We start from the raw sequence: 13887 nt of genomic DNA on the forward strand, positions 1-13887 counted from the left end.
AGGCCGCATCCGTCGCGGCCCGCGAGCGCGCTTCACACGGCTAAGCGCTATGGTTTTATCGCGATGGCTCCCCTCTACAGTGATCTTCCCCCGATTGCGCGGACACCAAGGTTAGCCCGTCATGCGTTGCTCGGCCTGTTCGGGGGTGAGGTGCCCGAGGGCCGAGTGCATGCGGTGCCGATTATAATAGCCTTCGATATAACCGAACAGAGCCTGCCGGGCTTCGACGTGCGTTGCCCAGCGGCATTGATGGACCAGTTCGACCTTCAGCGTATGGAAGAAGCTCTCCATCGGCGCGTTGTCGTAACAGTTCCCAGTGCGGTTCATCGACGCGGTCGCGCCGATCGCGGTGAGTTGATCGACATAAGCCCCGGCGGCATATTGCGATCCGCGATCGGAGTGATGCACGAGCCCGCGTAGCGGTCGCTGCCGTTGGGCGGCCATCATCAACGCAGCGAGCGTCAGTTCGGTGCGCATGTGATCGCGCATCGCCCAGCCCACGATCTTGCGCATCGCCAGATCGAGCACAGCGGCCAGATACAGCCAGCCTTCGCCGGTCGGGATATAGCTGATATCGGCCAGCCACACGCGGTTCGGCGCCGTTGCTTCGAAGCGCTGCGCGAGCAGGTTCGGCGCAATCGGCAGGTAATGGCGGCTGTCGGTCGTCGAGGGCCGGAACCGGCGACCGCAAGCGCACGGATGCCGTGGCGGCGCATCAGCCGCTCGACACGACCGCGGCTGGAGCCGCGCCCTTCCGCGCGCAGCGCGGCATGCATCCGGGGACTGCCGTATCGCCCGGAATGCCGCGCCTGGATCCGACGGATATCGCCGAGCAACACGGCGTTCGCCGTCATGCGCATACTCGGCGGCCGATCGCGCCAATCGTAATAGCCGCTGCGCGACACACCGAGCATACGGCAGATGACGCTGACCGGCCAGGTGCCAGCATGAGCGCGGATGAACTGGAACTTCACCGTGGTATCGACCAGCTCAATCAGCTTGGTCTTTATGGCATTGCGAAGGCGTTCGCCGATCTTGGCGGCAATGACGAAGCCGCGGGGCTTGGTCATGCCGAATGGCTGGCGCTGTTGCTCGACCATGAGGCGACGCATCGCCGCGACAAGCGGCTGGCGGCGCGACTTCGCCATGCGAAGCTGCGGCACCTCGCGGTGCCGGAGGATATCGATTACCGGTCGCCGCGCGGGCTCGACCGGCGAATGATGGAAAGCCTGCTCAAGGGCGGCTGGATCGGTGCGCATGAAAATCTGGCGATCATCGGACCGACAGGCGTCGGCAAGAGCTGGCTTGCCTGCGCACTCGGCCACAAGGCGTGCCGCGACAATCGCTCGGTGCTCTATACCCGGCTGTCGAAGCTGCTCGATGATCTGAGCCTAGCCCGCGGTGACGGCCGCATTGCGTCGCGCCTGAAGAGCCTCGGCCAGGTCGAGTTGCTGATCCTCGACGACTAGGGGCTGGAACCGCTCGAACCCAATGCCCGGCATCATCTTCTGGAAATCCTCGAGGATCGATATGGTCGTCGTTCCACGCTCGTCACCAGCCAGCTTCCTATCGCGAAATGGGACGAGTTGATCGGCTGTCCGACCTATGCCGACGCCATCCTCGACCGGCTCGTCCACAATGCCCATCGCATTGAGCTCAGCGGGGAATCCATGCGCCGCGCCACCGCACTGAAGGCTTGACCGCGCGCCGAAATCCATGACACAAAATCACGACGATCAGAGGCTCCGCTAGGTGGGCGGCATCGGCTCGGAATAGTGGGCGCCATCAGATCGGAATAAAAGGGCGGCATCGTTGGAATCCGCACCCCTATGCACTGATGCTCACCGCCGGCAATGTCAGCGACGTAAAGGACGCCCCCGCGCTCCTCGAACGCGCCGGTCGTATGCGCTACCTGCTTGGCGATAAAGGCTACGATGCGGACAGGTTGCGTCGCGCGCTGCGCGAGGCCGGAACCACGCCGGTCATCCCCGCCCGGCGCAACCGCAAACGTGCGATCCGCTTCGACAAGGACCGCTACCGTGGCAGACACTTGATCGAGAACGCCTTCTGCCGGCTGAAGGACTTCCGCCGCGTCGCCACCCGCTACGACAAGCTTGCGGCCAACTTCCTATCGGGCGTGGCACTCGCCACTGCCATCGCCTTCTGGCTCTGAACCAGTCTGGACCCTAAGTCTCAGAAATCAGACATTTTCCTGCACAAATCCCTTGTCGAGGCGTGTCTTTTCCATCGGAAATAGTTCCCAACAACTTCAAAGGTTTGGAACAATGGAAGGGACAAAATCGAACACGTCCAAGGTACCTCAGATGATCGCCGACATGATGGGCGATCATTTCCTGGAGGTCGCGCGGCACCTGCGCGAGACACAGAAAAATCATCCCGAGGACTTCAGGTCGGTCGCCAAGCAACTGAAGATCGGTATTCGCAAGGCGTACAATCTCGCCCAGATCAGCCGCACATTCGAAGACCTCGAAGTTCCGATCGAACGGTTGCGGCGGATCGGTTGGACCAAGCTCGCGCTGCTCTCGCCTTATCTAGACAAGCGCAACATCGACAGGCTGCTTGCGAAGGCGGCTGACGCTACCGCGCATGAGCTGAAGATGTATCTGCGCGGAAACGAGTTCGACCCCGATGGCAGAACCATCGTCCTCCACCTCGATAGCGAGCAATATGCCGTATTCGAGCGGGCACTTCTGGCGGCGGGCGCAATTCCACATTCAAGAGGCCTGCTGAACAAGGAGGCCGTCCTTACGGAACTGCTTGATCGCGTCATGTCAAACTGACCTTCACCCCGCCGGGCTGCTCCGACGTGCCCCTGGTCACGGTTTGCTCCGGGACCTCGGCGCGCTCTTGCACTGCCCGGCGGGTTCGGCATCATCTCCCTCATCAGGCATGGAGATCAGGCAAATGAGCAACAAGGATCAGCAGACACCGACACTCGTCGACATCGAGCAACATATGACGGGCAAATGGGTGGAGGAACAGCTCGGCCGGCTGCGGCAGATGCGCCAGGACCACAAGGAAGCTGAAGCAGGCATCGCCCGACTGCTCGAACTGGTCGAAAAAGGGCTGATGGATGCCGAGGACGCATCCATGCGCGAGCGACTGGTCAATCTCCGGTTCCGGCGTGATGAACTCGCCGAACAGATTTCTGAACTGACCCGCCGCCTCGCGATGGCCGAGCCGGTGATCACACCCGCCAAGATCGAGAAGCTGGCAATACTCCTGCGCGACAAGCTGCATCACGGTCCGCCTGATCTGCGCCAGGCCTATGCCCGGCTGCTACTCAGTGAGGTGCGCGTCGATGATAGGGAAATCCGCATCAGCGGCTCAAAAGCCGTGCTGGCGCGGAGTGCTGCAGGGGGCGTGGCCAAAACCACGCCCGCAGTTCTCTCTTTTGTTCGAGAATGGTGCGCCCGGCAGGATTCGAACCTGCGGCCACCCGCTTAGAAGGCGGGTGCTCTATCCAGCTGAGCTACGAGCGCGCGGCACGGCTGTGCCGTTGCGGCGAATAGCGCGGTTTGCGCTGGCCGCAAAGCACGTTAAGCAGCGTAGCGATGAGAGACCCCGAGCCGAGCCAGTCATCCCCTGCTCCCGTCAGCGCGGGGCAGATACGCCATTTTCGCTATTACGATCTCGTGATGGCGGCTTTCGTCGCCATCCTTCTCCTTAGCAACATCATCGGAGCGTCGAAGCTGTCGACGGTGGGCAGCGTTACATTTGGCGCGGGGATCCTGTTTTTTCCCCTGAGCTACGTAATCGGCGACGTGCTGACCGAGGTTTATGGCTACGCGAGGGCACGGCGGGTGATCTGGACCGGCTTTGCCGCGATGATCTTCATGGCTGTCATGAGCTGGGTCGTCGTCGCGATGCCCGCCGACCGCGACTGGGGCTGCGCAGGCGCGGACCTTCTTTTGCTGAAGACGGCCGGAGAGGGAACGGGCCCCATCTGCCAGGCGACCTATGAAAGCGTGTTCGGCAGCACCTGGCGCATCGTCGTCGCGTCGATCACGGCCTTCTGGGCGGGCGAGTTCGTTAACAGTTACGTTCTGGCGCGCATGAAGCTTTGGACCCGCGGCAAGCACCTCTGGTCGCGAACGATCGGATCGACCATCTTTGGTCAGGCGTTCGACAGCCTCCTGTTCTACCCCATAGCCTTCCTGGGCATCTGGCCGACGCATCTTGTCGTGACCGTGATGATCACCAACTGGTTGATGAAAGTGGGATGGGAAGCGGTCCTCACGCCCGTCACCTATGCCGTGGTCGACTTGCTCAAGCGGCTCGAAGGCGTCGATGTGTATGACGAGGGAACCGACTTCAATCCATTTGGCGCCAAGGTTTGACCTCCATGACCCTGATCGAACTTGCCTCGCTCTTCGAGGAGCGCAAAAGCTGGATTGTGACCGCAAGCGCACTCGATAAGGATGCCTTGCATATCTATTTCGGCATGGCGCTGTTTGTGGTTGTCCGACTGATCTGGCGCTGGCGCGGCGGCTGGCTTGTTGCCTGGCTGGCTGTGCTCGCGATGGCGTGCGGCGGCGAATGGCTCGACATCACCGCCGAGCGAAGCCACGCCGTCGTCCGCCCTGATCCTGAGCATTGGCACGACATCTGGAACACGATGTTCTGGCCGACGGTCCTGCTCCTGATCGGCCGGTGGCTGCAGCCTGCCGCAAGGCAGGCCCGCGAAAGCGAAGCGCCTGTCGCGCCTTCAGACGAGGACGCCGAGCGCAGCCTCGAACAGGCGTAGCCCGTCGGTGCCGCCGTGCGCGGCATCGATCGCGCGCTCGGGGTGCGGCATCATGCCAAGAACATTGCCCTCATCGTTCAGCACGCCCGCAATGGCGCGCGCCGAGCCATTGACCGGGGCGGCATAGCGGAATGCCACACGCCCCTCGCCTTCGATCCGTTCGAGCGTCTCGGCGTCGGCGAAATAATTGCCGTCATGATGCGCGACCGGAATGTCGATCGCCTCGCCCGCGCTGTAGCCGGCGGTAAACAGCGACTGGCTGTTCTCGACCGTCAAGGGCACGGTGCGGCACACGAAATTGAGGCCCGCGTTGCGCATCAACGCGCCGGGAAGCAGCCCCGCCTCGGTCAGCACCTGGAAGCCGTTGCAGACCCCGAGCACCGGAACGCCGCGCGCAGCAGCATCGGCAACGCTGCGCAGGATGGGCGAGCGCGCGGCCATTGCACCCGAGCGGAGATAATCGCCGTAGGAGAAGCCGCCCGGCAGCGCGATGAAGTCGGTGCCGTTCGGGAGCGCGGTATCGCGGTGCCAGACCATGGCTGGTGCGCGGCCGGTGACGCGCTCGAGTGCGACCGCCATGTCGCGGTCGCAGTTGGAACCGGGAAAGACGATGACGGCGGTCTTCATGGCGTGTCTCCCTGGCCGGTCAGGCCCGTTCGATCCGATAATTCTCGATCACGGTATTGGCGAGCAGCTTCGCACACATGGCGTCGAGATCGGCGTCGCTGACATCGTCGGCGACATCGAGCTCGATGAAGCGGCCGGCGCGCACGTCGCTGACGCCGCTGAAGCCCAGTCCCTCCAGCGCGTGATGGATCGCCTTGCCCTGCGGGTCGAGAACCCCTGGCTTGAGCGTCACATAGACCTGGACTTTCATGAAGCAAACCTTTGCGAGAGGGTGCGGGGACGATGGGCGCGCCTATGCCCGCGAATCACCCTGTGGGCAAGGGTGACGCCCTTTAAAATATCCTTTTCCCGGATTGCGAACCGCTCGCATCTTTCTTGTTGCGAATCGGTCGCACTATCCTTACACGCAGGGTTGTTGAGAAGGATTCGCATATGGTCGTCTGTGTCTGCAACGCAATAAGAGAACGGGATTTGCGCGACGTCGCGAAGAATGGGCAATTGCGGAGCGCGAAGGCCGCCTATGCGCAACTGGGTCGCAAACCCAAATGCGGTCAATGCCTGTCATTCGCTCGCAATATCATCAGCGACGTCGCCGAGACCGTCTGATTTTCCTAGAAAATCAGCCATTTTCATCCTTGGCCTCATTGGGTCCGGGCGGGTATAATGGTGCCGCTTCCCACCCGAGAGACAGAACAGGACAAGGCAATGAAGGGCGACGAGAAGGTCATCGATTTCCTCAACGAGGCACTGAAGAATGAGCTGACCGCGATCAATCAATATTGGCTGCATTACCGGATGCTCGACAATTGGGGCGTCAGGCGGCTGGCTGAGTTCGAGCGGCACGAGTCAATCGACGAGATGAAGCACGCCGACCGGCTTGCCGACCGCATTCTGTTCCTCGGCGGGCTTCCCAATTTCCAGATGCTCGGCCGGCTACGCGTCGGCGAGACGGTCGAGGAGATTTTGAGAGCAGACCTTGCGCTTGAGGAAGAGGCCATCCCCCTGCTCAAGGACGCAATCGCCCACGCGGAAAGCGTGCGCGATTACGTCAGCCGCGAGCTCTTCGCCCAAATTCTCGAAAGCGAGGAGGAGCATGTCGATGAACTGGAAAAGCAGTTCGACATGATCGAGCGCATGGGCATCGAAAATTATGTGCAGCTCCAATCAAAGCCTGCCAGCGACGACTGATTTCAAGCGAAAGCAAAAAATTTGGGCTTGCAAGAGAGGCGCTCGCACGGCGCCTCTCTTTTTCGCTTGCACTTGCGACTAAGTCGCAATAGCATTTCCTTGCAGTCCCCTCCTGCCGGCTGCTGCGCCCGCGCGGCGGCCGGCATCTTTTTCGGACCCCGCCTGGGATCGATTGACCGCGGGTCATATTTTCCGGGAGGCCCGATGACGGCTGGCAAGATTATACAGCAATTGATCGAACAACCGCTTGTCCGCGACCTTGAGGAGCGGGCCGCACAGGCCGTTCTGGCGCTACGCTATTGTATCGCCTGTCGCCGTGCGGGGCGCGATCCCGAGCCCGAGCTCGGGCGGCGCTGGGAGGCTGAGGCTGCGGCGCGGCGCTTTCAACTGGTGCTCGTGGCGATCGGCGACGTCTGGCCCGACCCCTTTGCTGTCGCCCCACCCTGCTGCCCGCGCCTCACCTACGACGAGGCCCTTCTCGGCGCGATGCTCGGGGCGGCCAGTCAAGCTGACGGCGCGCAGTTCGATTGGCTCACCGCCGAAATGTTGAGCGAGGACGGGCGCGGGTTCCTCTTCGCAGCGCTCGAGAATTTCCTGAGCGCGCGAAGGGTTGGACGCGCTTAGGCCGCGGCGCGCGGCTCATTTTCCGCGGGCAAGCGCGGGGTCGCGTGTTGCAGCCTGTCTTTGCTGCGCTTTGGCGGCGTTCGCCGCCGCTGCCGCGCGCACCAGCGCCTTGAACGCCGGCGCGTCGATCCGGTCGCCTTCGAGCAGATCAATCGCGCGGCGCGTTCCGCCGCCGAGACTGGCGTTGAACAGTCCCTTTGGATCATCGAGCGCGGCGCCGCGCGCGAAGCTGAGCTTCACCTTGTCCTTGTAGGTCTCGCCGGTGCACAAAATGCCGTTATGCTCCCAGACGGGCACACCCTGGGGGTTCGACGGCTTGCGCCATTTGACCGTCTCGGCGACCTCGGGCACGGCCGCTTTGATCAGCTCCCTTATCCTCGCAAGCATCTCGCCGCGCCAGTCTCGAAGCGCCGCGATCTTTTCATCGATCAGCTGAGCTCCATCCTCGAATTGGCTCATCGTGCTTCCTTATTTTCCGGGGATCCAGCCGGGAATGGCTGCTGCCTGCTTCAGCCAGCTTTCCACCTGCACCTCGTCGATTTCCTCATCCTCGTGGATATGGAAATAGCGTGCATCGGGATCCTTCGATCCGACAGGCGGCAGCGGACGGAGCGCTGCACCTTTAAAGAAGGTGACCTTGATATAGCGGGTGAAGCAATGAAAGCTCAGGAACCAGCCCTTCCCCTCGATGCCGTAGAAGGGCGAGTTCCACCGCACAGCTTTCTTCACGTCCGGTACGGTCTTTTCGATCAGCGCGTCGAGGCGTTTTCCGGCCGCGTGCTTCCAGCCGGGCATAGCGGCGATATAGGCCTGGACCGGCCCATCGCCGTCGCCCTTCGGGATTTGCGGGTTGCCGCCCGAGAGCAGCTTTGGAGTCTTGCGCGTCATCCTAACGCTCCGTGCGCGGCGAGCGCGCCGCATAGGGACGGAAGAACATCCACAGCCCCGTGAGCATCATCAGCGCGAGCGGCGCGAGAGGGAGATAATAGATCCATGGCGCCGGTTCGCGCCCGAGGCCAAGCGCGAGGAAAATGCCCGCAACCACCGCGGTAAAGAGAATAGAGAGCCAGCGATGCAACTGGCGGACTGCCTTGTTCCAGTTCAACTGTCCCTCTCCTGCAGGAGCCATGCCCCACCCTGGGCGCGCATGGCTCATCGCCGAGAGCGGCTCGCCAATGGGGCACATTGGACCTCTCGCCATGATAGGCGGTTTTCCTGTCAGGCTGGAACCCCCTTTCTTTGTGCGCCCGGGCGAGCATCGCGCGATCGCCTCGTGTCAGCCGGCATCATAGGCATTGCGCCCGCGCTGCACCGCCATGCTGTGCATGCCGGCGAGCACCAGCGAGCGCTCTTGCACCGTGCTCAAGAAATGCCATGTTGCGGTCAATATCTCAGGCGTGAGCAGGATGGTGGTGTAGCCGCGCCGCTCGGTGTTGGCCCAGCGGAGCTGCGGTGACGCGCGGCGGAGCGCGGCGACGCGATCGGCATCGCTCACCCCTTTCACCGCCGCCTCGATCCCCGGCGACGAGATGCTGTGTCCGCCGACCTCGATTCCGGCGGGGCGGCCATCGTGCGCCAGGTCGAATGCCCAGCCATTGTGGCTGTCGCCCGCTAGCGAGACGAAATTGGCCCCCGCCTGCTGCGCCGCGCCGAGCAGCCGGGCGCGCGCTGCGGGGTAGCCGTCCCAGGCGTCGAAATTAAACGGCAGGCCTGCCGCTGCGCCCAATTGCGCAGCCTTGATCCGCTCGACGACATAGTCGGGCGCGTTCGCACCGAACCAGTTGGCCGATTCGGGCGGGCTGAAAATGGTGCCCATCAGCACTTGCTGCGCGCAGACCTGCCAATATTTGCCGGCCCGAACCGAGGTACCGATCGCCTCGGTTAGCCATTTTTCCTGTTGCACGCCCAGCATCTGACGCGCGGCATCGCGATATTGGGTGTCGCCAAATTCGCGCAGCGCTGATGCGGGGTCGCTTGCATCCCTCGCGATGCGTCCGATGCTGAATGGCTCGTCCCTGCCGCTGATACGCGTTTCGGGAAGGTATATTGTCGCCAGATCACCGATCTCATAGTGTCGCCAGCGCATATCTGCGACGGGCATCCATTCGCGATAGGCGCGCTCGGCGGCAGCGACCCGCGCGCTCCATTCGCCTTCGTCCGGCTGATGATTCTCGGCGCCATCCCGCCATGCGTCATTCGCGAACTCATGATCGTCCCACTGCGCGATCATCGGGAACAGCTGGTGGAGCCGCTGAAGATCGTGGTCGGCGCGATACGCAGCGTAGCGCAGGCGGTAGTCGGCGAGCGCGACAAGCTCCTGATCGGGCTGAACCGACCGGCCAGGAACTGCCTCGCGGAGCGCCGGATATTGGCCGACCCTATATTCGTAAAGATAGTCGCCGGCATGAACGACGAGGTCGATATCGGCGCGTGCCGCGGCGTGAGCGTAGGCATTGAACCAGCCGAACGGCATATTGGCGCAGGAAAAGAGCGCAAGACGGAAGGCCGCGGTTGGCCCTGCGGGTAGCGTCCGCGTCCGGCCGGTCACCGAACGCGTGCCATCGGGCGCGATGAAGCGATAGAAATACCAGCGGCCTGGCTGCAGCCCGTCGACAACGATCTTCGCGATATGATCGCGCTCGCCCGTCGCGGCGACCTCTCCGCCTCCCGCAATGCGCAAAAAGTCGGGAGTTTCCGACATCTCCGCGATGAGCATGGTGTCCGAGGGCGCCGCATAACGCGTCCAGAGCAGCACCGAATTGGCGCCTGGCTCGCCGCTTGCGACACCGTGCGTGAAGCCTTGTGCCATCATCGCGGCGGCTGCGCCCGGGAGCGACAGCGCCGCAAGCCCCGCAGCGCCAAGCCCGATCAGCTGGCGCCGGTCCATCTCCGCCCACAGCGCATGCATCGCATCTCTCCCCTTTGTGCCCGCACGCCGGCTATCCTATCGCTCCCAGCGCGAGCAACATCGTCACGAACAAGGTCACGGCCACAACAGCGAAAACCAGCAGCAGCGAGGTGCGCGCAAGCGCCCCGATCCGCGATGAGCGATAGGCGCCGCGCAGTTGGCGATACATGTGAAAGGGAACGTAGAAGACCGCGAAGATCGTCACCCACCTCGCCACTGGCGTCATCGCGAACAGGCGCACCGCGACGAACATGAGCAGCATGAAACTGATCGAGTAAGTCACGAAGACGAAATGGTCATAGGTGTGAAAGCGCCGGCTGAACGGATAGAGCAGCCAAAGGAATGGCAAGGACAGCGGGATCAGCGCCCAGGCGAACTTATAGGCGTTCGCCTGCACCTTGTAGAGCGTGAGGCCAGGATTGGCCTGCGCCTTTGCGATGCCATGATCGATGAAGGCAACGCCGGTGCTGATCTCGGCGCGCGCGAAGCGCCCCTCGGCGGTTTCCTTCCCTTCGCCTGGCGTTCCGGCATGGTCGAGAAGGCCAAGATATTCGGCGCTGTGCATCAGCGTCTGGCGCTGCTCGCCGAGCAATTTGCGCTGCTCCTCGCTGATATTGCTTTTAGCAAGTTGGGTGTCGATCGCCTCGACTTCATGTTCGAGCCGCGCGCGCGCCGCGCTCGCTTCGGTCTGGTTCGTCACCATGTCCTGAAAGCCCTTCCCCGGCGAACCGCTGCCGACGAAGGAGAGCACGGCGTAGGTGAGGAAGACAGCCAGAAGGAACAGGGAAAGAGGCGAGATGAAACGCGCGCGCTCACCGTGGATATAGCGGCGCGTGAGATCGCCAGGCCGCCACGCGAGCAATGGCAGCGTATTCCACAGCTTGCCCTCGAAATGGACGATCGCATGGACGAGATCGTGACCGATCGCGCTGAAGGTGCGGTGCACATCGGCGCGCTGGCCGCAATGGTGGCAGTGCGAGCCCGCCAATGTCGTCCCGCAGTTGAGACAGCGCTGCCCCGCGCGCGGGTGCGAAGCGCCGCCGTGCTGCGGCTCGACCGCGCGGGCTGCCAGTCCCGCGGTCACCGCCGCACCAATGCCTTCGATATCCCCGCTCATAACCCCTGCCTAAAGCGCGCCGCCGCGGCACGCAACGGGGCTTTCGTCGCCGCGCCAAAGCGTGATAGGGCAGAAGTCATGACCACTGAAACGCTGATCCATCCGCCCGTTTCCGACGCCGACGCTCTGATCGCCGATATGGGCGCGCGGGCGCGGGCCGCCGCCAAGCGCATGGCGGTCGCGCCGACGGACAGGAAGGCGAGCGGCCTGCGCGCAGCCGCTGCCGAACTTCGCGCGCGCGAGGCCGACATCCTCGCCGCCAATGCCCGCGACATGGCGGCGGGCGAGGCGAACGGGCTGACCTCGGCGATGCTCGACCGTCTGCGGCTCGATGCGGGCCGCCTTGGCGCAATCGCCGGCGCGGTCGAAGCCGTCGCCGCCCTCGCTGACCCTGTCGGCGCCGAGATCGACCGCACCTCGCGCCCTAACGGCATGGTGCTGAGCCGTGTCCGCGTACCGCTCGGCGTGATCGGGATCATCTATGAGAGCCGCCCCAACGTCACCGCCGATGCCGCAGCGCTCGGGCTCATGTCGGGCAATGCGGTGATCCTGCGCGGCGGCAGCGAGGCCGTGCATTCGAACCGCGCGATCCACGCAGCGCTCGCTGCGGGTCTTTCCGAAGCGGAGCTCCCCGCCGATGCCGTGCAGCTCGTGCCGACGCAGGATCGCGCTGCGGTGGGCGCGCTGTTACGCGCACAGGGCCTTGTCGACATCATCATACCGCGCGGCGGGAAGGGACTGGTCGCGCGTGTACAGGATGAAGCACGCGTCCCCGTGCTCGCCCACCTCGACGGCATTTGCCATCTTTATATCGACGCCGCCGCCGATCCCGATCGGGCAGTAGCGCTCGCCGTCAACGCCAAGATGCGCCGAACCGGGATTTGCGGTGCGACCGAGACGATACTGATCGACCGCGCCTATGCCGACCCACGCGCGATCATTGACGCTCTGATCGGGGCGGGCTGCGAGGTTCGCGGCGATTCGGCCATCGCGGCGCTCAGCCCGCATGTCACGCCCGCGAGCGCGAACGACTGGGATTGCGAATATCTCGACGCGATCGTCTCGATCGCGGCGGTCGACGGGGTGGAGGGGGCGCTCGCGCATATCGATGCCCATTCGAGCCGTCACACCGACGCGATCGTGACCGAAGACCGAGACGCCGCTGAACGATTTCTCGCCGAAGTCGACAGCGCCATCGTCATGCACAACGCCTCGACCCAGTTTGCCGACGGCGGGGAATTCGGCTTGGGCGCCGAGATCGGCATTGCCACGGGCCGGCTCCACGCACGGGGACCGGTCGCGCTCGAAGGGCTGACGACCTACAAGTGGCTGGTGCGGGGAAGCGGCCAGACCCGGCCTTGAATCGCCTTTATACAGAGGATTTTTTTATGGCGGCCGATCCAGGGTTTGCCATTCATGCGTCTGCTTTCGATGCCGCTGATTTCTTGCTCGAACAGCCTCGTGCCGACCCGGCGCTCGGCCATGGGCTGCTGCGCCAATGGCGGGCTCGAGGAACGCCGTATCTCCTTCGCCATCAAGTCGAAGCCGATGGAAGTGCGATGATGTGCGTGCAGCAGGAGCGCCGCGATTGGCGTCCTTCCCCATGATCACGACCGGCCTTCTTGGCGGCAGCTTCAATCCCGCGCATGGTGGGCACCGCGCGATCAGCCTCGACGCCATCGATGCCCTCGATCTTGACGAGCTCTGGTGGCTCGTATCTCCCGGCAATCCCCTCAAGCCAGCCGCCGGGATGGCGCCGCTCGCGGCGCGGCTCGCCTCGGCGCAGCGCATGGCGCGGCGCGCGCCGATCCGCGCGACCGCGATCGAGGCTGAACTCGGGACGCGCTACACCATCGACACGCTGAGGGCGCTGATACGCCGCTATCCGAATCGCCGCTTTATCTGGGTCATGGGGGCCGACAATCTGGTCCAGTTGCCCCGGTGGCGCGACTGGCGCGGAATAGCACGCTTGATGCCGATTGCGGTGATCGCCCGCCCGGGCTATAATGGTCGCACCCACGCCGCTGAGGCGATGGGCTGGCTCCGGCGCTTCGTCCGGCCCGCGGACCAGAAAGCTGATTGGACGGACTGGAGACCGCCTGCCCTCGTGTTCCTGCGATTTTCGCCCGACGTGCGATCCGCAACCGCTATACGGCAGGCCAACCCCCGCTGGTTCGAACGCTATGCAGGTCGACGCTTGCGCGACCCGCTGACCCATTCGCGCCTGCGTGATGGCAATAGGAAAGGACCCGCTTGATATCCGCCAGAAAGGATGCCGCGCCCGGCGCCGCACCCGCAAACGACAGCGTGGACGCGCTCCACGCGCTGATCCTCCACCAGCTCGAGGAAGATCAGGCCCAGGAAACCATTTCCATCCCGCTCGCCGGCAAGAGCAGCATCGCCGATCATATGGTGATCGCAAGCGGCCGTTCGACGCGCCATGTCTCGGCGATCGCCGACAAGCTCGCGCAGCGAATCAAGCAGGAGGCCGGCCGGAACGTCCGCGTTGAGGGTCTGCCCAATGCGGACTGGGTGCTGATCGACGCCGGGGACGTGATCGTTCATCTGTTCCGACCCGAGGTGCGCAGCTTCTACAACCTCGAGCGCATGTGGTCGTTCGGCGACGCGCCGCCGGTCGCCGCCGCGAATTGACCT

19 protein-coding genes, 1 tRNA gene and 2 pseudogenes are annotated in these 13887 nt (G+C 63.7%); 12 read left to right on the forward strand and 10 right to left on the reverse strand.

The window, feature by feature from the left end; translation table 11 throughout:
• Positions 1-111: 111 nt before the first annotated feature.
• Positions 112-983 (reverse strand): annotated as a pseudogene (locus B5X69_RS12810) (IS3 family transposase); the annotation flags it as partial.
• Here B5X69_RS12810 and istB point away from each other — a divergent pair.
• The 3 genes and pseudogenes from istB to B5X69_RS12825 all read left to right on the forward strand — a co-directional run bounded on the left by istB (position 948) and on the right by B5X69_RS12825 (position 2801).
• A pseudogene (istB, locus tag B5X69_RS12815) lies at positions 948-1700 on the forward strand (IS21-like element helper ATPase IstB). The pseudogenes B5X69_RS12810 and istB overlap by 36 nt on opposite strands.
• An 89-nt stretch (positions 1701-1789) precedes the next feature.
• The gene (locus B5X69_RS12820; protein ID WP_245798734.1) at positions 1790-2173 is read left to right on the forward strand and encodes an IS5 family transposase; all 384 of its coding nucleotides are present in this window, start codon (positions 1790-1792) and stop codon (positions 2171-2173) included.
• Positions 2174-2285: 112 nt separating this feature from the next.
• Positions 2286-2801, forward strand: coding sequence for a hypothetical protein (locus tag B5X69_RS12825; RefSeq protein ID WP_139375782.1), 516 nt, complete (start codon positions 2286-2288; stop codon positions 2799-2801).
• Positions 2802-2904: 103 nt separating this feature from the next.
• On the opposite strand, the gene B5X69_RS12830 is transcribed toward B5X69_RS12825, so the two are convergent.
• Both B5X69_RS12830 and B5X69_RS12835 read right to left on the reverse strand, forming a co-directional pair.
• Positions 2905-3261 carry a hypothetical protein gene (locus B5X69_RS12830; RefSeq protein ID WP_079639110.1) on the reverse strand — a complete coding sequence of 119 codons (357 nt, stop codon included), beginning with the start codon at positions 3259-3261 and terminating at the stop codon, positions 2905-2907.
• Between the two features lie 165 nt (positions 3262-3426).
• A tRNA-Arg gene (locus B5X69_RS12835) sits at positions 3427-3503 on the reverse strand.
• Between the two features lie 72 nt (positions 3504-3575).
• On the opposite strand from B5X69_RS12835, the gene B5X69_RS12840 reads away from it, so the two are divergent.
• Positions 3576-4361, forward strand: a complete 786-nt coding sequence (locus B5X69_RS12840) for a queuosine precursor transporter (protein WP_079639111.1) — start codon at positions 3576-3578, stop codon at positions 4359-4361.
• A gap of 5 nt (positions 4362-4366) precedes the next feature.
• Positions 4367-4768, forward strand: a complete 402-nt coding sequence (locus tag B5X69_RS12845; RefSeq protein ID WP_079639112.1) for a hypothetical protein — start codon at positions 4367-4369, stop codon at positions 4766-4768.
• On the opposite strand, the gene purQ is transcribed toward B5X69_RS12845, so the two are convergent.
• Both purQ and purS read right to left on the reverse strand, forming a co-directional pair.
• On the reverse strand, positions 4730-5395 hold the full coding sequence (gene purQ, locus B5X69_RS12850) for a phosphoribosylformylglycinamidine synthase subunit PurQ (protein ID WP_079639113.1): 666 nt from the start codon (positions 5393-5395) through the stop codon (positions 4730-4732). The two genes, B5X69_RS12845 and purQ, sit on opposite strands and share 39 nt — an antisense overlap.
• A gap of 19 nt (positions 5396-5414) precedes the next feature.
• Positions 5415-5645: a phosphoribosylformylglycinamidine synthase subunit PurS gene (gene purS / locus B5X69_RS12855; RefSeq protein ID WP_079639114.1), complete on the reverse strand. Its 231-nt coding sequence runs from the start codon at positions 5643-5645 to the stop codon at positions 5415-5417.
• A 182-nt stretch (positions 5646-5827) separates the two neighbouring features.
• Between purS and B5X69_RS12860 the strand changes: the two genes are divergently transcribed.
• From B5X69_RS12860 to B5X69_RS12870, 3 genes are all read left to right on the forward strand, one after another.
• Positions 5828-6001 (forward strand): (2Fe-2S)-binding protein, encoded by a 174-nt coding sequence (locus B5X69_RS12860; protein ID WP_079639115.1) that lies wholly within the window; start codon positions 5828-5830, stop codon positions 5999-6001.
• A 99-nt stretch (positions 6002-6100) separates the two neighbouring features.
• Entirely contained in the window at positions 6101-6583 is a 483-nt protein-coding gene (bfr, locus tag B5X69_RS12865) for a bacterioferritin (protein ID WP_079639188.1), read from the forward strand.
• Positions 6584-6787: 204 nt separating this feature from the next.
• Positions 6788-7207, forward strand: coding sequence for an addiction module antidote protein (locus tag B5X69_RS12870; RefSeq protein ID WP_079639116.1), 420 nt, complete (start codon positions 6788-6790; stop codon positions 7205-7207).
• A gap of 15 nt (positions 7208-7222) precedes the next feature.
• Here the strand turns inward: B5X69_RS12870 and B5X69_RS12875 are convergent, their stop codons facing one another.
• The 5 genes from B5X69_RS12875 to B5X69_RS12895 form a co-directional block, all read right to left on the reverse strand.
• A complete protein-coding gene (locus tag B5X69_RS12875) occupies positions 7223-7666 on the reverse strand; it encodes a DUF1801 domain-containing protein (RefSeq protein ID WP_079639117.1) in 444 nt (147 codons plus the stop codon).
• Between the two features lie 9 nt (positions 7667-7675).
• Positions 7676-8095: a DUF1801 domain-containing protein gene (locus tag B5X69_RS12880; protein ID WP_245798730.1), complete on the reverse strand. Its 420-nt coding sequence runs from the start codon at positions 8093-8095 to the stop codon at positions 7676-7678.
• 1 nt (position 8096) lies between these two features.
• Positions 8097-8336, reverse strand: a complete 240-nt coding sequence (locus B5X69_RS12885; RefSeq protein ID WP_217699123.1) for a hypothetical protein — start codon at positions 8334-8336, stop codon at positions 8097-8099.
• 147 nt (positions 8337-8483) lie between these two features.
• Positions 8484-10115: an alkaline phosphatase D family protein gene (locus B5X69_RS12890; RefSeq protein ID WP_079639119.1), complete on the reverse strand. Its 1632-nt coding sequence runs from the start codon at positions 10113-10115 to the stop codon at positions 8484-8486.
• A 31-nt stretch (positions 10116-10146) separates the two neighbouring features.
• Positions 10147-11232, reverse strand: a complete 1086-nt coding sequence (locus tag B5X69_RS12895) for a DUF3667 domain-containing protein (RefSeq protein ID WP_079639120.1) — start codon at positions 11230-11232, stop codon at positions 10147-10149.
• A 78-nt stretch (positions 11233-11310) separates the two neighbouring features.
• Between B5X69_RS12895 and B5X69_RS12900 the strand changes: the two genes are divergently transcribed.
• Genes B5X69_RS12900 through rsfS form a run of 4 tightly spaced genes read left to right on the forward strand, consistent with a single transcriptional unit; the run spans position 11311 to position 13884 of the window.
• Complete coding sequence (locus B5X69_RS12900; protein WP_079639121.1) at positions 11311-12594, forward strand: glutamate-5-semialdehyde dehydrogenase; 1284 nt, start codon at positions 11311-11313, stop codon at positions 12592-12594.
• A 54-nt stretch (positions 12595-12648) separates the two neighbouring features.
• Entirely contained in the window at positions 12649-12795 is a 147-nt protein-coding gene (locus B5X69_RS21510; RefSeq protein WP_176141597.1) for a hypothetical protein, read from the forward strand.
• Positions 12796-12835: 40 nt separating this feature from the next.
• Positions 12836-13489, forward strand: a complete 654-nt coding sequence (locus tag B5X69_RS12905) for a nicotinate-nucleotide adenylyltransferase (RefSeq protein ID WP_079639122.1) — start codon at positions 12836-12838, stop codon at positions 13487-13489.
• Entirely contained in the window at positions 13486-13884 is a 399-nt protein-coding gene (gene rsfS / locus B5X69_RS12910) for a ribosome silencing factor (protein ID WP_053554907.1), read from the forward strand. Before B5X69_RS12905 ends, rsfS begins: the two co-directional genes overlap by 4 nt.
• Positions 13885-13887: the final 3 nt, after the last annotated feature.

It is taken from the genome of Sphingopyxis flava (assembly GCF_900168005.1).
In the GTDB taxonomy this organism is placed as follows: Bacteria; Pseudomonadota; Alphaproteobacteria; order Sphingomonadales; family Sphingomonadaceae; genus Sphingopyxis; species Sphingopyxis flava.